Annotated in this window: 10 protein-coding genes and 1 tRNA gene; 4 read left to right on the top strand and 7 right to left on the bottom strand. The window is 56.3% G+C overall.

From position 1 onward, the window contains the following. Positions 1-131: 131 nt before the first annotated feature. Complete coding sequence (locus J4D97_RS21255; RefSeq protein ID WP_208309332.1) at positions 132-3,659, top strand: TonB-dependent receptor; 3,528 nt, start codon at positions 132-134, stop codon at positions 3,657-3,659. A gap of 147 nt (positions 3,660-3,806) precedes the next feature. Continuing rightward, positions 3,807-3,880 (top strand) — tRNA-Ala (locus J4D97_RS21250). 123 nt (positions 3,881-4,003) lie between these two features. On the opposite strand, the gene cysK is transcribed toward J4D97_RS21250, so the two are convergent. Then, positions 4,004-4,924 carry a cysteine synthase A gene (gene cysK / locus J4D97_RS21245; protein ID WP_208309331.1) on the bottom strand — a complete coding sequence of 307 codons (921 nt, stop codon included), beginning with the start codon at positions 4,922-4,924 and terminating at the stop codon, positions 4,004-4,006. Between the two features lie 141 nt (positions 4,925-5,065). Next, complete coding sequence (locus J4D97_RS21240; RefSeq protein ID WP_208309330.1) at positions 5,066-5,893, bottom strand: serine O-acetyltransferase; 828 nt, start codon at positions 5,891-5,893, stop codon at positions 5,066-5,068. Between the two features lie 175 nt (positions 5,894-6,068). Between J4D97_RS21240 and J4D97_RS21235 the strand changes: the two genes are divergently transcribed. Together J4D97_RS21235 and J4D97_RS21230 are read left to right on the top strand one after the other, a co-directional pair. Continuing rightward, the gene (locus J4D97_RS21235; protein WP_208309329.1) at positions 6,069-6,410 is read left to right on the top strand and encodes a cupin domain-containing protein; all 342 of its coding nucleotides are present in this window, start codon (positions 6,069-6,071) and stop codon (positions 6,408-6,410) included. A 384-nt stretch (positions 6,411-6,794) separates the two neighbouring features. Continuing rightward, complete coding sequence (locus J4D97_RS21230) at positions 6,795-9,833, top strand: T9SS type A sorting domain-containing protein (RefSeq protein ID WP_208309328.1); 3,039 nt, start codon at positions 6,795-6,797, stop codon at positions 9,831-9,833. Between the two features lie 73 nt (positions 9,834-9,906). On the opposite strand, the gene J4D97_RS21225 is transcribed toward J4D97_RS21230, so the two are convergent. The 5 genes from J4D97_RS21225 to J4D97_RS21205 all read right to left on the bottom strand — a co-directional run bounded on the left by J4D97_RS21225 (position 9,907) and on the right by J4D97_RS21205 (position 16,884). Next, the gene (locus J4D97_RS21225; protein ID WP_208309327.1) at positions 9,907-11,907 is read right to left on the bottom strand and encodes a peptidylprolyl isomerase; all 2,001 of its coding nucleotides are present in this window, start codon (positions 11,905-11,907) and stop codon (positions 9,907-9,909) included. 63 nt (positions 11,908-11,970) lie between these two features. Then, positions 11,971-13,044 carry an MJ1255/VC2487 family glycosyltransferase gene (locus J4D97_RS21220; RefSeq protein WP_208309326.1) on the bottom strand — a complete coding sequence of 358 codons (1,074 nt, stop codon included), beginning with the start codon at positions 13,042-13,044 and terminating at the stop codon, positions 11,971-11,973. Between the two features lie 185 nt (positions 13,045-13,229). Next, complete coding sequence (locus J4D97_RS21215) at positions 13,230-14,144, bottom strand: hypothetical protein (RefSeq protein ID WP_185282691.1); 915 nt, start codon at positions 14,142-14,144, stop codon at positions 13,230-13,232. A gap of 165 nt (positions 14,145-14,309) precedes the next feature. Further along, positions 14,310-14,897, bottom strand: coding sequence for a DUF4136 domain-containing protein (locus J4D97_RS21210; RefSeq protein WP_185282690.1), 588 nt, complete (start codon positions 14,895-14,897; stop codon positions 14,310-14,312). A gap of 109 nt (positions 14,898-15,006) precedes the next feature. Then, entirely contained in the window at positions 15,007-16,884 is a 1,878-nt protein-coding gene (locus J4D97_RS21205) for an ABC transporter ATP-binding protein (RefSeq protein WP_208309325.1), read from the bottom strand. Between the last annotated feature and the right edge of the window lie 461 nt (positions 16,885-17,345).

Below are 17,345 nucleotides of genomic sequence, written 5' to 3'. Positions count from 1 at the left end.
GTGGAGAAATCTCCACCCTTTTTTTGTGTCTTAGCTATATGATCATTAGCCATCACATCATAACAATTTAGTAATACTACAGCAGAGGAGTCGACACTTACATTTGTGCCGTTTTTCATTTAACCCTCTGTATGAAACACAATTTTACACGTTACTTAGTGGTAGCTTTGCTATTGCTAATTGCCCACGTCGGCTGGACGCAGGGCGTAACTACTTCCGCTATGAACGGTACGATTACCGATCAAACGGGAGCAGGTCTACCTGGTGCTACCATTATTGCGGTACATACCCCCACCAACACGCAGTATGTGGCCCCTACCAACTCGGATGGCCGCTTCAACATTCAGAACATGCGCGTGGGTGGCCCCTACACCGTACGCGTGACCTTTGTAGGCTACCAGGATTTCCTACGTGAAGGCGTGTACCTGACGCTGGGTCAGAACCTGCGTCTGGATGTGAACCTGAGCGAGGCAGCTCAGCAACTAGGCGAGGTAGTGGTATCGGGCCGTCAGGACCCTGTTATCAACTCCAACCGCACGGGTGCTGCTACCACGGTACAGCGCGAACAGATTGAGCGCCTGCCTACCCTAAATCGTTCCCTCAACGACTTCACCCGTCTTACGCCACAGGCCAACGGCCAGAGTTTCGGCGGCCGCAACAGCGGCTACAACAATATTACCATCGACGGTGCCATTTTCAACAATGCTTTCGGTCTTAACTCAACGGTAGGTGGTCAGGCCAGTGCCCAACCTATTTCGTTGGATGCTATCGACCAGATTCAGGTGGCCATCGCGCCGTACGACGTACGCCAAGGTTCTTTCACAGGTGCTGGTATTAACGTAGTAACCCGCTCGGGCACCAACAAATTTTCGGGCTCGGTGTATGGCTTCTATCGCAACCAGGACTTGGTAGGCGATAAGGTAGGCGACGTAAAAAACCCGTATCCAAGCTTCAACCTGAAAAACTACGGCTTTCGGGCAGGTGGTCCTATCATCAAAGACAAGCTGTTCTTCTTTGTCAATGCAGAGCAGGAGCGCCGTACTGACCCGCCGACGGGCAACTTCACGGCTAATCGCTCCGCCACGGCGCCGGCTGCTGGTTCGCAGACTTCGCAGGTAAATGCCAATGACCTCGATTTCCTAAGCAACTTCCTACAGCAGCAGTATAGTTACAACCCCGGTCCCTACGAAGGCTACAACCAGCGCGCCAACAGCGACAAGGCCACAATCAAGCTTGACTGGAACATCAACCAGAACAACCGCTTCAACATCAAGTACAACTACTTGAAGTCGTACGCTGATATCAACCCGAGCACCTCGGGCGCTATTGGAGGTAACCGCGCACAGTCGCAGTTCGGTTTGCCGTTCTTCTCGTCGTACTACACCATCAACAACAACCTGAACTCGTTCATTGCCGAGTTGAACAGTACTATTGGCGGGGGTAAGTTCTCGAACAACCTAACGGCTGGCTATTCTGCTTTCCGCGATTTCCGCCAAAGCCCCGGTGGATCTATTTTCCCGCTGGTAGATATCGGCAATAGCGTAGGTCGCAGCACTTCTACCGCCGCTATCAACGGCATCCAAGCTTCTAATACCCTAACCTCATTCGGCTACGAACCTTTCACGGCCTTCAACATACTGAACTCCGACGTATATCAGTTAGGTGACAACTTCACGGCCTACCTCGGCAAGCACAACGTGACGGTGGGTACTTATAACGAGTATTATAAGTTCCGTAACGGCTTTGCTCCCAACTACTACGGCAACTATTCCTTTAACTCCCTGGAGGATTTCTACGCCTCGGCTGGGTATAACTACACCCGTAGCAACGGCACCAGCATGCCATCGATTGAGCCTCTCGGCACCGGTATTTCACGCCCCGGCCCGGCACGCTATAATCTGCAATACTCTGCCCTACCCGGTGGCGAGTTTCCTTATGCCGACATTCAGGCTATGCAGTTGGGTTTGTATGTGCAGGATGAATGGTCGCCGCGCAGCAATTTTAAGCTGACTTACGGCATCCGTGCTGACCTACCCTTCGTGACTTCGGATTTGCTGCAAAACACCAACGCAGCGAATCTGACTTTCCGCGATGGGGTAAAGATCAACACTTCTGCTACACCGAAAGAACGCGTGCTGTTCTCGCCTCGTGTAGGCTTCAACTGGGATGCCAACGATAACAAGAAAACGCAGGTACGGGGTGGTACGGGTATCTTCACGGGTCGCGTGCCTTTCGTGTGGCTTTCCAACCAGGCCAGCAACAATGGTGTGCAGTTTGGCTCGTATAGCCTGAGCGGCTCCAACACGGTTAACCCCGTATCGGGCACTCCTTCCTACTTCAATGGCGATGCGAATGCCTACCGCCCGGAGAATGCCTCGGCCAATACGGCTTATAACCTAGCTGTAACGGACGAAGACTTTAAATTTCCGCAGGTGTGGCGCTCCAACCTGGCTATCGATCAGCAGTTGCCCGGTGGCATTATTGCTACCCTGGAAGGCTTCTATACGAAAGACCTGAACGCCGTCTATCACCAAAACGTGAATCTGCCTCAGCCACTGACTTATGCGGTAGGCGCGACAGAAAATAACCGCATCTATGCCGGCGATCGGCGGCCGATTTTCTATAGTTTCGGTGCAGCCCAGACGGGTGCAAACGCTGGCTTGGTGAACATCACCCGCAACGAACGGATCTACGGAGGGCAGGGTACAGCTTCGGCTTCCAACCCCAACATCAGCGACGCTATCCTGATGAAGAATACCAACAAAGGCTATTCGTATGCCGTGACGGCGCAGTTGCAAAAGTCGTTTGTGAGCGGCTTCTACGTTAGTGCGGCGTACACCTACTCCGACTCGCGCTCAGTGAATGATGGTGGCTCGATTGCCCAATCTATCTGGCGCGACCGGCAGATATCCGGCGACCCGAATGCTGATGTATTGAGCTACTCGCAGTTTTTGCAGAAGCACCGCATTATTGCGTCCGGCTCCTACCGCAAGGAGTACCTGGGCCACTTGGGTACCACCATCTCTCTGTTCTACGAGGCTGCCCCGCAAAGCCGCTTCTCCTATGTGTACGCAGGCGATATGAACGGTGATAACCAAAACGCCAACGACCTGATGTACATCCCGCGTAATGCTAGTGAAGTCAACCTGCGTGACATTGTGTTCTACACTGATTCACGCAACCTGACAGGAGAATACGCTCGCTATACCGCCGCTCAGCAATATGCTGATTTGACTGCTTACATTCAGCAAGACGATTACCTGAGCAAGAACCGCGGTAAGTATGCTGAGCGCAACGGTGGTGTTCGCCCCTGGCAGAATCGTTTGGATGCTCGTTTGTTGCAGGATATCTTCACCAACATTGGTGAAAACCGTAACACGCTCCAAATCAGCATCGATATCTTTAATATTGGCAACCTGATCAACAGCGACTGGGGTGTGTTCCAGACGCCGAATAAGGTAAACCCAGTGTCATTCTCCGGCTATAATGCGCAAGGGCAGCCGGTGTACACCTTCCCCTATCTGAATAACCCTACCCGTAATGCCACCACGGGGGCCGTTACGCCAGGTACCCCGCTGACTAAAACCTTCCGCAATGACACGGGTGGTATTGGCTCACGCTGGCAGGGCCAGATTGGTCTGCGCTACATCTTCAACTAGTTCAGAAGGTTAGCATTCTGAAACAGGGCTGGCATTGGTGCCAGCCCTGTTTTTTTGATAAATATTTCAATACCTCCCTTGCAGATACCGAAATCTACCCTACTTTTGCATCACCAAAACGCAATTGGCGGCTTGGTTGACAAAAACGGGGGATTAGCTCAGCTGGCTAGAGCGCTTGCATGGCATGCAAGAGGTCATCGGTTCGACTCCGATATTCTCCACTCCCATTGCAAAAGTCTGACTTGAAAAAGTCAGACTTTTTTGTTTTTGTCAATAACTGACACGGCCCTGCTTTCACGTAGAAAGCAGGGCCGTATCGTTGAGAAGATAAGAGGGCGAGGGCGCTACACAAACAAGCCATCCACGGATAGGTACCGCTCGCCAGTATCGTAGCAGAAGGTGAGCACGCGGCTACCCTTCGGCATCTCGTCGAGTTTTTTGGCTACGGCGGCCAATGAGGCGCCGGAGGAGATGCCACCTAGCATGCCTTCTTCGCGAGCCGAGCGGCGTGTCATTTCAAATGATTCCTGCTGGTTGACTTGGATAGCACCGTCCAGCACGCTGGTATGCAGGTTTTCGGGGATAAAGCCAGCGCCGATACCCTGAATAGGGTGCGGGCCTGGGGCACCACCGCTGATAACGGGTGAGGCTTCGGGCTCTACCGCAAACACCTGCATGTTCGGAAATTTCTTCTTCAGCACTTCGGCTACCCCAGTGATGTGGCCGCCGGTGCCTACTCCAGTGATGTAATAATCGAAGCCTTCGGGGGCCTCTTCCAGAAGTTCTTGGGCAGTGGTATCGATGTGGATCTGGATGTTGGCGGGGTTATCGAACTGCATGGGCATCCAGGCCTTGGGGTTTTCGGCCACCATTTCCTTGGCTTTTTCAATGGCGCCCTTCATGCCTTTCTCGCGGGGCGTGAGTTCCAGTTGGGCGCCGTAGGCCGACATCAGCCGGCGCCGCTCGATGGACATGGACTCAGGCATAACCAATGTAATCTGGTAGCCTTTCACGGCGGCTACCATAGCTAGCCCTACCCCCGTATTGCCGGAAGTAGGCTCAATAATCACGCTGTCTTGGGTAAGGATGCCGTCTTTTTCGGCCTGCTCGATCATGGAGAGGGCGATACGGTCTTTGATGCTGCCGCCGGGATTGGTGCGCTCGGTTTTAACCCACACCTCTACATCGGGGCGGTGGGCAAACAGGCGGTTGACGCGCACCAGCGGCGTGCGGCCGATGGTGTCTAGGATGGAATTGGCTTTCATGGGATGGGAATGATTGAGTGAGTTACTGAGTGTTGCTTGGCCTGCTGAAAGACAGCTTACGAAGTGGGTACTTGTTCAACGTCTTTTTCGGTAAGAAGAACCGTAGCATCCCAAATCATTTGCCAAGCAGTAAGCAAGTGATTAAATAGAAAACATGATATCAGCCGTTGGGTCTTCGGTACGAGTTACCTGAATTTGGGCTTGATGATACACGCGTGAATGCGAAGGCACACTTTCTGTGAGCCATACATTACCACCGATGATGCTATGACGCCCAATAACCGTACTGCCACCTAAAATAGTAGCGCCGGCATAAATCACCACATTATCTTCGATGGTGGGATGGCGCTTGGTATGCGCCAAGTGCTTAGCCACACTCAGCGCCCCCAACGTAACCCCTTGAAATATCTTTACGTGCGCGCCAATCACAGTGGTTTCGCCGATGACGATGCCCGTGCCATGGTCTATGCAGAATGAAGGACCAATCTGCGCGCCAGGATGGATGTCGATGCCTGTGCGGGTGTGGGCAAACTCACTGAGTAGGCGTGGCACGCGGGGCACTGCCAACCGGTGCAGGGCATGGGCCAGCCGGTGCAGAGCAATTGCGTAGAAACCCGGATAGGTAGCAATGACTTCCAATAAGCCTTCGGCAGCTGGGTCGGCAGCCACAATAGCGGTGGCGTCTAGCAGCAACAACCCACGCAGTTGCGGCAGCTGCTCGATAAAATTGGTAGCTACGACTGGTGCCGGCTCTGTGAGGGTCACTACGCTGAGCAGGACCGCCAGATCGGCGCGGAGCTGGCTGATGGTAGCCGCCACGGCATCGGTAGTAGATAAAGGGCGGTCGGCGCGCTCTGGAAACAGGAGTTGCAGCACTTGTTCAGCCCAGTGGCAGAAGGCAGGCCCTGGCAGCGGTACGGCGGCCTGTTGGTGGGCGTGGGTGAGGGCGTGCAGAAAATCGTCGGACATGCGGAACGGGTAAAAGCAACGGCCGGCTACTGCCACACATATAACAGGAGCCGCCGAACGGTTTTCAACCAGCCGGCGGGCCGGAAGGTTTAGGACAAGTGGTACAACCACCATCCCCTACCCTGCGTTAGGTATGGTAATTCTCTCATCCACTCCAACTTCTATTCTGACCATTATGGCCGATACCACCATCACCAAAGTTGATTCGAAGCACTCTCCTACTGGTCCTGACGGCGAAAAATACTTGGCTTCCGGCGTCCACGTTTCGATGCGCATGTGGGAAAACGAGCAGCCATCTGAGGCGAAAGAGCCTTCTACGCGCCCGTATGAAACCGTAGGATATGTAATCAGCGGCCGGGCCGAACTGCATCTGGAAGGCCAGAAAGTAATTTTGGAGCCCGGCAACTCGTGGGTAGTGCCCAAAGGCGCCTCGCATACTTACAATATCCTGAAGGCCTTCACGGCAGTAGAAGCCACTTCACCACCTGCCCAAGTGCACGGCCGCGAGGCAAAATAGCCTCCGGTTTTTATTCTAAATTCCATAAGCAGCTCGCTTTTTCTTTAATGGAAAGGCGAGCTGTTGTATGCTATACCTTCGCCGTCGTTGCTTATCAATACGAATCAGCGCAAGTACCGGTAGTTCTGATAATGGGACATTTTCGCTCCATGTAGGGATGAAATATAATCTATAAAAATACATGTACTCTATACAATTATTTATAATACCTTTTTTAATATAAATATCTGACACACTTGTTAATACAATAATTGTTATAATATTATCAAGAAACTATTTTACATAACAAACTTACCCTCTCTTCTCTTTATTTCAGATTCAATACCCGCTTCATTTTTGTAGAAAGATGCATGGCATTCGTCCTTTTCTTTCTGTATTCTCAATATGAAGCACTTTCTACCAATTCCTACCTTTTTACTGATGAGTGGCTTGAGCTTAGCGACTGAGCCAACATTGGGACAACAAACCGCTTTGACGGCTTTGTACGTGAATGATGCGGCTACTTATAATGACGTATACACCCAAGCAGCGGGCAATGATTTGACCGGCGATGGTACGCCCGCGGCGCCTTTCGCCACGGTGGGGCGTGCGTTGCAAGCAGCCCTAGCCGGCGCCACTATCTACGTAGATGCAGGCACTTATACCGAGCGTGTTGTGCTAGACAAAACGGTACACCTCCGTGGGGCAGGTACCGCAACGAATCGCCCCGATGGGGCTACGATTTTCAACGCGGGCTTGCCCCAATCTGGTGCGCGAAGCCATGAGGTAGGACTGCTGCTCACGGCGCCCGGTGGCACGGTAGCGACACCATTAGTCATCTCTGGCTTTACCATTCAAGCCTACGACCTAGGGATAGAAACCAATGGTAGCGCCCGCGCCAACGTTGTGTTGGAAGACGTGGAAATCCTGGACCAAAGGCAGTATGGTATTTTCTGGAATAGCCTGGGCGGCGCCGAGAACCTGACGTTTCGACGCGTGCATATTGCTCGCACAGCTGTTGATCCGGCTGATGTGCGCACCAACTACAACGGTAGCAGTAGTCCAGCAGGGCGCGGTTTATTCATCGTTAATGGCACGAAGCGTCAGATTCTGATTGAAGGCGGCACTTACGAGCAAAACCGACGCGCCGGCATTGATATCAACGATGGCAGCGTGAGCGACTTGATTATTCGCGATGTGCTGTTTTCGCAGAATGGCGGCGGGGCTATTGCGTTGCTGGGGGCCGGGGGCCTGCGCGATGCAGCTGGCAATTTCCTGACCCCAGCCGCGCTGATTGAGCGTAATACCATTCGCAACAACGGTTCCAACGGAATGGAGCTAAAATCGGTGACGGGCAACGGGCAAGCCAGCGGGCCGGGCAGCTTTGTGGTGCGAGAAAACGTGATTACGCGTCTCACTACCCGCCCCGATCCGCTACCCGACGGGCTCCCTGAGGATATTCCCACTAGCTTGATTGATGATAACGCGGCTATTGCTTTCATTGACCGCGACCGGGGAGTTATTCAAGCGGGCGGTGGTGTAACCGGCGACCTAGTGACGGGCGGCGCCTACCTCGCCAACAATACGCTGGAAGGTTATATTGCCAGCGAACAGCAGAGCAACATCAGCTCGGGCATCAACGGGTTCGGCATTGTGCTGGAGGGCAGCCACAACCGGGTTATCGGCAACCAGATCACGCAGTGCCAGATTGGTATTCAGGTGCAAGAACGCCCTACCAACAGCGCGGGGGTAGGCACACCCTTCTTCGATATCAACCGCAATACGCAGCTTGCCACGCTGGACAACCTTATTCAGGACAATCGGTTGGAGAACTGCGCACAGGCGTTGGTGGCCGTCAACCTGACTACGCCCGTAGCCGCGCCGCTGAACTGGCTTGGCAGCACCGAGGCCAGCCAGCTCTACGGCCCCGACAACCAGAATGGCTTGGTAGCCACGATCAGCAAAGACGGCAATACGTTTATGCGCGAAGCGCCAACCAGCGCGGCCGGACGTCTTGCCTACTCCCCTTTCCTGCATAGCAACCAAGATGCCGCCACCGACACCGGCTTTCAGGGCGACCGGAGCTACCTGCACGTAGACGGCGCTAGCCCGGCCCTCGTACCTGGTGCCAGCTTGCAGCAAGGTTTGGAGTTGCTGACTGCAAACGGAACCCTAAGCGCTATTGCCGGCACCTACGATGAGGCCCTGACGGTGAACAAAGCGTTTACCTTAACTGCCATGGGCGGTACTACGCTGCGCGATCTTACCCTGGCTGGCAATACCTTGACGCTGGGCGCCCCCTTCAATTTATCGGGAAACCTTACGCTCACGAGTGGCCGCGTGGTGACTACCAGCACCAACCTGCTGTCGTTGCTGGCTACAGCCACGGCTACGGCCGGCAACGCCACTTCGTATGTAGATGGTCCGCTGCGGAAGATTGGTAATCAATCCTTTGTGTTTCCGGTGGGAAAGAACGGCCAGTGGGCACGCGTGGGTATTTCGGCTCCCAGCGCTGCCAGTACAGGTTTCACCGCCGAGTATCAGGCGCCACAGGCAACCAGCACTACCGCTGATATGAAGCTTGCAACCCCGCTGCACAACATCAGCGCCGTAGATACCTGGCAGTTGACACAAGATGGTGGTGCGTCGGAAAACGTGCGTGTGCAGTTGTTCTGGGAAAACGCATTCCGTAGTGGTATTGATGCCTTCACCAACGATTTGCAGGTAGCCCGCTACGATGGCACTTCTTGGGTAACCGCTGGCCACGGTGAGTTAAGCGGCGAATTGATGGCCGGCGCCGTAACTTCTGCCGATGCCGTAGGCCAGTTTGGCACCTTCACGCTAGGCTCACTTTCTGCCGATACAAACTCATTGGTAACAGAGCTGGCTGCACTGAAAGCCACCGAAGTGCAACCCAACGTGGTGCAGCTAGACTGGACTACATCGGATGCGGTGGCAGTGCGCGGCTTCGATATCGAACGCTCCTACGACCAGCAGGAGTGGCAGAAAGTTGGGGCGGTGGCTAGCCGTCCGGCTACTCCGCAACGCGCCTACACCTATCAGGACCGCCCAGACCGCACCAACGTAACGGCCTACTACCGGTTGCAGCAGGTATTAGCCAGCGGCAACCGCGTATCGACGCCGGCGGCCGTTAACCTCACCGGCGTGACGCTGCCCACCAAAGCAGCCGTTGCTTCTACCACTTTCAGCCTGTATCCTAACCCCGCTACCCGCCAAGTGCAGGTTGCCCTACCCTCCACTGCCACGGGCACTATCACGCTCACGCTTTTTGATCTGACCGGCCGTACGGTTCTCACCCAAACGCTGCCCGCTAAATCTGGCGCTACCCTACCCCTACCGGCATCATTGCCGACCGGTACCTACATGGTTCGCGTGCACGGACAGGGTTTTGCCGACAGTGTAGTGCGCTTGGTGAAGCAGTAAGTCATTATTCCCCAATAGCATGAAAAAGGCCTCAGTATACTTTACTGAGGCCTTTTTTTGAGCCGCACCACAACTACCGCACTAGCTCTACCCGCTCTATCGTGTCGCCGATTTCCAGGCGCTGCACTACGTCCATGCCCGCTACTACCCGTGCGAAAATGGTGTAGCGGCCATCGAGGTGTGGAGTGGGTGCGTGGGTAATAAACCACTGGCAGCTCTCGGTGTCTTTGCCGGCTGAGGCCAGACCTACGGCCCCCGCGCCGTAGCGCAGATTGGCCAACTCAGAGCGCAGATTATAGTCGGTGCTACCCCAACCGTCGCCACGCGGGCAGCCTCCCTGGGCCACAAAGTTGGGCACTACCCGGTGGAAGTTCTTACCGTCGTAAAAGCCCTGCCGAATTAGCTCCACAAAGCTCGCCACGGAGCCAGGCGCATCTTCTACCAGCAATTGCAACGTGATAACGCCCTTGCCGGTGCGCACTACCACGCGCTGGTTGGCCGGAATAGCAGACACTACCGTCCAGTTAATGGGATGTGACGCTGCCACTGCCACGGGCGTAGGAGTAGCTGGTTTCTTCTGCAAAAAATCCAGCGTCTGCTGCACCGACTGCCACGCCTCCAGGTCGCGAGGTAGGACGAGCTTTGCCTGAGCTTTTTGCAAAAAAGTGGCATCGGGCAACAGCTGGCGGAGGTTCAGCTTGGGGTCGCGTAGGGCTTCGGCGGCAATGCCGAGCAGCGCTACGTCGCCGGTTTCTGCGGCTTGCCGTAGCGCCAGCGCAAACGAAGCATGTTGTGCTGCCGGGAAATCGGGCTGATGCCGCATGGCTACCAGCGCCTCTAGCCCATAGGTACGCACTACCAATTGCTGCGCCGGGGCAAACGTGGCCTGCCGCACAAATTCATACGCCGCCGGGTCTTCGCCCAGCGCTTTCAGCAAGTACCCTTTCTCGTAGGGACTCGCCGCAGCGGCGTAGCGCTCTTGCACGGCCTGCCGGATAGCGGCCTGCTCCTTGGAGCGCTGCTTCAGGGCAGCGGCCAGTAGCGTGGCCCGCACCCGCCACTGTGTCAGTTTGTTGGCTTTTTCCAGAAACAGCGTGCCCAACTCCTGGGTGGCATGGGCCAGGAAAAACTCGGCTGCCGTAACGGCTACTTGGTCGTTTACGTCCGTTAGAGCCGCCCAAGCGGCTTCTTTCACTTGCACGTACATAGCAGCATTCATCGCACGCAAGGCGCTTACCCGCACCCGATAGTCGGGGTCGCGGCGGGCCAGGGTAGCCAGCAGGGCAGGCACCGCGGGGGCGTGGCTGGCCTTGCCCAGTGCCAGTGCGGCGGCTCCGCGCACGGCATAGTTTGGGTCAGTTTGGGCGGCAGTGGCCAGCGGGGTAGCGTAGGGCGTCAGGTCGAGCGCACGGGTGCGGGCCAGGGCATTTGCCGCAGCCAGGCGGGCACCGTAGGGGTTGTCTGTACCCAGCAACTGTACTAGTCGGGCTACGGCGGGCTCTGAGGTGATACCGCGCAAAGCGGCGCGATACAGCCCCCAGCTTTGCCCGACGAGGGCAGCCGTATCGGAGGTCAGTGAAGCGGGTAGGCGCACCAACGCGGGCAGACCAGCGCGGGTAGTGCATTTGCCCAGTGCCTCCAACACCTCAGCCCGCACTGTAGAGTTGGTTTCAGCGGTTAACTGCTGGCGCAACGCTGCTTCGGCGGTGCTGTCGGCTGTCTGACCCAACGCATAGGCCACAGCGCGCCGCACCGCTGCTTCTTGGTCGTTGAGGTGAGCGTTCAGCGCACCCGTGGCGGCTTTGTCCTGCACCGAAGCAAAAGCCAGCGCGGCCTGCTCGCGGTAGCGCGGCTCTGAGCTCAGCAGGTAATTCAGCAGTGCAGGCGTTCGGCGCTCATCCTGTAGGGTAGCAATTCGGCGCAGGGTAGTATCAGCCGCAAACTTGTTGGGAGCCGACGCAATAGCCGGCATAGTTGCGGCGGGTTGCGTGGTAGAGCAGGCGCAAGCGCAGCCAAGCAAGGCAAACGCAATGGTCAACCGCAGACGAGTAAAAGCAGGGGTGTATAAAGGCATATTTGCCTCTAAAATAGACAAAATGCCCTACGCACCCGCTGTCCCGAGTAGGTTTACGTGCGGCTACTCGGGCTGCCCGTTCGCGACTGTAGCCACCAGCTGCTGCCCGAGCGCAGCAAACAATACGTTGTTGCCATCCTGCTGATAACCGCTCAGCTTTTCCGCAAACTCATCTAGCTCGTACAAGAAGGCGCGTACACTGTCGGCGGTGAGGGTAGTGAAGTGGCGGCCATACCCCAGCTTTTCCACTTCAGCCGCATTCAAAAACTGCTCGAACTGCGCCGGAATAGGCACCGCGCAAATGGGCTTATGCAGGTACACCGCCTCACTAATGAGCGAGAAGCCGCCGTTGGTAATCACGGCGCGGGCGCTGGCGAGGTCGTCGATAAAGCCCTGCTCGCTGAAAGCCCGCAAGTGCACGTTGCCGTGGTTTTCCTCTTTATTGAAGCCATACACCCGAAACTCCTGCCTTGGCAACGCTTGCAGCAACGGCACCAAGTTGGTTTGGGTGGTAGCCGACTGGTACACCAGCACGTGCTGACCACGGGTAGGCTGCGCGGCCAGAATCTCGGGGCGGATAATGGGCGGCACCAGCGTGGTATTGGGCTTCAGAAGCGGCAGCTCGAAGAAGGTAGTAACGAGGTAGTGCCGACTGCGGGGCAGTTTGGCCCGCACAATCTGCCGGGCCAGTTGCAGGTGTTCGCGCTCGGTGGGCGGCACAGCAATATCCAACGCGGCGCGACTGATTATCTGCATGTTGTCGATGCTGATAAGGGGTAGGCGCTTCCAGCGGGCAAAGAAGTAGCTAAACGACTCGAAATCGGAAATGACCACGTCTGGCGCAAACGCGCCCAGCAGTTCGCGGTACCGGGCAAAGTTGACGCGCAGATTCTCGGGGGCCGTGCGCAGCGTGAGTGCCACCGTACGCATGCGCGACACTGTCACGTCTTTATACGCCAGGTGAAAGCCCTTAACTTCATGCACTCGCCCCGGAAAGTTGCGGGCCAGCATCTGGTAGGCGCGGCTGCTGCTCACTACCTGCACCTCATGCCCCTGATCCAATAGCCAGCCAATCACTACTTTACTACGGGTAGCGTGCCCCAGCCCTTCGCCGGGCACACCGTACAGAATCTTCATGCTAAATGGTGAAGTGGTGAGATGGTGAAGTGTGAGTAATGAATAGTAGCCAAACCGTGTGTCATCCTGAGCTTGCGAAGGACCTTCTCACGGTAGAACGACCACCGTACCAACGACTCGTTCAACTGGTAGAAGGTCCTTCGCAAGCTCAGGATGACACACGGCTTGGCTACCCACCACCTCACCTACCGGGTAGGCACGCGAAATTGCAAGCCTAGGCTGGGCACGATGGTGAGGCCTTTGAGCGACGTAGAAGCGTTGTTGAGTAGCGCGAACGTGCCGTAGTTCTGGTAGAAAATAGACAGCGAGGGAATGATATAAGCGTAGCGGTAACCGATTTTGACGTTGGCGAAAGCACCAAACGACGAGAAGTTCTGCTTGCTGAGCGGCAGGTCCGGGATGCGCTGGTTGGTACCCTGGTAGAAGATATTGCCGGGCTGGAAGCGGTAGCTTAGGAATGTATGCGCGTACACCACACCGTAGGAGAAAGCGCCTTTCTCTTCTTCCGGCCCAAACGATTTGCTGAACACCAGCGGCACCAGCAAGTCGTGGCGGGAGGCACGGAATCCTACTGCATCGGTGATGTTGTCAAGGAAGGCGAAGTTGGGCAGCTTGGCTCGTTGCGTGGCGTATTGCAGGCCAATGCTGGCGTAGGTGTCGCCGCCCCTACCCTGCGGGTGCTCCACGGAGCCGACAGGCCCCAAGAACTGGTACATGGCATCGAACACGTGCGAGCCGAACGCATACTTGTAGCCCACATCGAGGCGGTCGAGCACGCCGTAGCGCAGGTAGAGGTCGGCGGTGGGCTGCACGGGGTCCAGCACGTAGGCCAGGGCCGCCGCTTGTAAGTCGGTGACGGTTTGGCTGTACCGCACAGTATCCGCACGGGCAGCGCTTTCAGCGGCCGATTTCAGGGCCGAGCCGGCTTTGCCCAGCGTGGCGGTAGGCACGTTAAAGGCTGCGTTACCTCCTACCCGAAACTCGCCCCGCGGGGTCACCTTGCCCGTGCTGACGATGGTGCGTGGCGCCACGCAGGAGGTAGCGGCTAGCAGCGCCGCAACGGCCACCCAGGAAAAAATACGACGAAATGGAGTATGCATAGAGGCAAAAAGAACAGGTACAAACCGACAAAGAAACGGGTTATTGGCCCTTCGCCAAAACCAAGCCGAATGCTGTGCCTGTTTTCACCTGACCAAGCGAACTATAGCAACGCAACCGGCCCGGCGCAGGACTGCACCGGGCCGGTTTGTTGGTCTGTAGCAACGCTAGTTGCCGCCCCCTACGTAGCCCTCCGTGAAGACGCGATACTGATCGAAAATAGAACGTACGGAGCGGCGCAGCACGATTTCACCGCGTGGACCGTTGGGCACCGTCACGCCGGAAGCATAGCCGTTCCAGACGGCGCGGTTGGTGTGGTTGTCGATGAGCGTCACGAGCAGAGTACCCTCGGAGAGCAGCATACGCATGGGTTTGTAGCCGCGCTTATACTCATCAGGCGTTTCATCGTCCTCTACCACGCCCATCTTCACCCAGCGCTCCAAGTCTTCCTGCATATAGCCCCGGAAGCGCATATCACCCTCAAACACCTGGAAGTTGATGAGCAGATCGGGGCGAGTAGTGGCGGGGCGGTAGCCCTGGGCACGCAAGCGGTTGCGCACGGCATCGCGCAGGGCCTCGCCTAGCCGGCTGGAATCGGAAGCTAGTCCCTGCCCCCGCATAAACTCGTAGGTGCGGTAGCGCTTAAATGTGCCGCTATAGCTATAATCTGATTCAATGCGGGCCTCACGCGTGGCGAAACAGCCAGTCAAACTCAATAGCAACAGCCCCACAAGCAGGGTAAAGGTAGGCTTCATACGGATGGATTGTAGTGAGAAAGGTTATGCCTAAGATACGCAATAATCTTCCTTACAGCTCTCACAGTCAGCCACAAAACCGTAAAAAATTTTGCACTTGCACCCGTTGTTATCGGTAACCCGCTGCTTGTAGCTGAAACAGCTCGGCGTAGCGCCCACCGCGCGCCAATAACTCTTGGTGTGAACCGATTTCGATGAATTTGCCCTGCTCAATTACCAGAATGCGGTCGGCCATGCGCACGGTGCTGAAGCGGTGCGAGATGAGCACGGCGGTTTTGCCCTGCGTTAGCTCATTGAAGCGCTGAAACACTTCGTACTCGGCGCGGGCGTCGAGGGCGGCGGTAGGCTCGTCTAGAATCAGCAGCTGGGCATCTCGCATGTAGGCGCGGCCTAGGGCAATTTTCTGCCACTCACCCCCACTCAGGTCTACCCCGCCGGCAAAGCGTCGGCCAATGATTTGGTCGTAGCCCTGGGGCAGCTTTTTCACCACCGAGTCGGCCAGGCTTTGCGCGGCGGCCGACTGGATGCGGGCCGTGTTTTCCTTTTCCTCGATGCGGCCTACGGCCAGGTTTTGACCTGCTGAGAGTTGGAAGCGCACGAAATCCTGGAAAATCACGCCGATTTCCTGGCGCAACTCCTGAGGGTCGTACTCGCGCAGGTCGTAGCCGTCGAGCAGGATGCGGCCTTCGGTGGGGTCGTAGAGGCGGGAAAGTAGCTTGACCAAGGTAGTTTTACCAGAGCCGTTTTCGCCTACCAGCGCTAGCTTCTCGCCGGCGTGCAGCGTGAAGCTGAGGTCGCGCAGAGCCCATTTTTCGGCGTTACGGTATTTGAAGCCCACGTTTTCAAACTCGAACCCTACCTGGATAGGCCGCGGGAACGGCCGCACCGGCTGCGACTCGTCGCGCACGATACGGGGCTGCAAGTGGAAGAAATCAAAGAAATCCTGCAAGTACAGCGCACCTTCTGCTACCGAGCTAAATCGGCTCAGAATGCCTTCCAGCAAGCCCCGCATCCGAGCGAAAGAACCCGCCAGAAACGTGAGCTGACCAATAGATACTGCCCCGCGCACAGCCTGCGCAATAATGTAGACGTAGGCCGCGTAGTAGCCAGCCGCCCCTACCGCCGCGAAGAACGTACCCCAGCCGGCCCGGCGCACCACGAGGCTTTTATTCTTCTCATAGAACTCGTCGGAAAGCTGACGGAAGCGGTCCGTGAGGAAGCCGGCTAGGCCGAAAATCTTTACTTCCTTGGCGGTTTCGTCAGAGGCACCAGTCACGCGCAGGTAGTCCAGCTCGCGGCGCTCAGGCGTCCAGCCGTGCACCAGCGAGTAGCTGCGCTCGTTGAAGTGCGACTCGCCCAAAAATGCTGGCACCACGGCAACCAGCAGCAGCAGCAGCAACCACGGGTTGAACGCAGCCAGGCCCACGGCCAGAAAGCCCATCGTAATGAAATCCTGCGCCTGCGACAGCACCTGCGACATAAGCACCGTGCGCGAGAGCGTCTGGCGACGCGCGCGCTCCAGTTTGTCGTAGAAGGCGCTATCCTCGAACTGGTCCAAGTCGAGGCGGGCAGCGTGCTCCATGAGGCGGATAGACGACTGGTTGGCGAACAAATCGCCCAGCAACGAGTCGAGCAAGGCCACGCCCCTACCCAGCGCATCGGATAAGATGGCCAAACCAAACTCCAGTGCCAGCAGCGTAAGCACTGACGAGAGCGTGCGTTCGGCGGCGGGTAGGCGGCTCAGCGCCACTACCTCATCCAGAATAAGCTGGCCCACATAAAGAATAGCTACGGGTAGGGCTGCCCGCAGCAGACGCAACACAATATTAGCAAGTGTGAGGGACGGACTGGTTTGCCAGACCAGCTTTAGAAACTCCGGTAAGTTGCCCAGCGCCGAGAATCGCTCCCGTACCGTGAGAGCCGGTTTGCCGTCCTGGCGAGGGCGCTTGGCGGAAACCGCGTGCAGTGAATCGAAAATTGAAGCCATTAGTAGCCATACGACACAATTCGCTCCAACTAGGTTCGCTGGAAGCAGGGTAGTCGTTTTGGCAGATGGCCTGCATGGTAGCTTGACAGTAAACGGGCTAAATTGGATAAGGTAGAGCACTGGACAGTACGAAGCACGACGTACCTACTAGTGCCTGTCGGCCACTATATGTGGTCAATTCATACTTCTTGCTTGCTACGCAGGTGGATGACGCGCTGAGGCTTTCGCGTTCGTCGCTTCCGCCTCAGTTTTCAAATGCGCTACCAATTTCCCATCTGAATTTCGACCCAACTATACGTCTGCTACCCTTACCTCGCTGCCAAGGCAAGCGCTTGATACAGAAACCAAACCGTACATGGGCAAAAGCTGAAAATCTTCGCACAAAGCAGGCGTGAGGTGCAACGCGTTACACCTACAATCGTCTGTATCAAGAGAGTAAGGCACGGCAATACTCCGGCAGA

This window comes from Hymenobacter defluvii (genome assembly GCF_017589435.1).
GTDB lineage: Bacteria > Bacteroidota > Bacteroidia > Cytophagales > Hymenobacteraceae > Hymenobacter > Hymenobacter profundi.
The sequence above is the reverse complement of the archived record's forward strand: the minus strand, read 5'-3'. Positions and strand labels throughout refer to the sequence as shown.

Excerpts from the sequence above, each read along its gene's own strand:
- J4D97_RS21255 (WP_208309332.1), top strand. The coding sequence starts at position 132 with ATGAAACACAATTTTACACGTTACTTAGTGGTAGCTTTGCTATTGCTA.
- cysK (WP_208309331.1), bottom strand. The coding sequence starts at position 4,924 with ATGAAAGCCAATTCCATCCTAGACACCATCGGCCGCACGCCGCTGGTG.
- J4D97_RS21240 (WP_208309330.1), bottom strand. The coding sequence starts at position 5,893 with ATGTCCGACGATTTTCTGCACGCCCTCACCCACGCCCACCAACAGGCC.
- J4D97_RS21235 (WP_208309329.1), top strand. The coding sequence starts at position 6,069 with ATGGCCGATACCACCATCACCAAAGTTGATTCGAAGCACTCTCCTACT.
- J4D97_RS21230 (WP_208309328.1), top strand. The coding sequence starts at position 6,795 with ATGAAGCACTTTCTACCAATTCCTACCTTTTTACTGATGAGTGGCTTG.
- J4D97_RS21225 (WP_208309327.1), bottom strand. The coding sequence starts at position 11,907 with ATGCCTTTATACACCCCTGCTTTTACTCGTCTGCGGTTGACCATTGCG.
- J4D97_RS21220 (WP_208309326.1), bottom strand. The coding sequence starts at position 13,044 with ATGAAGATTCTGTACGGTGTGCCCGGCGAAGGGCTGGGGCACGCTACC.
- J4D97_RS21215 (WP_185282691.1), bottom strand. The coding sequence starts at position 14,144 with ATGCATACTCCATTTCGTCGTATTTTTTCCTGGGTGGCCGTTGCGGCG.
- J4D97_RS21210 (WP_185282690.1), bottom strand. The coding sequence starts at position 14,897 with ATGAAGCCTACCTTTACCCTGCTTGTGGGGCTGTTGCTATTGAGTTTG.
- J4D97_RS21205 (WP_208309325.1), bottom strand. The coding sequence starts at position 16,884 with ATGGCTTCAATTTTCGATTCACTGCACGCGGTTTCCGCCAAGCGCCCT.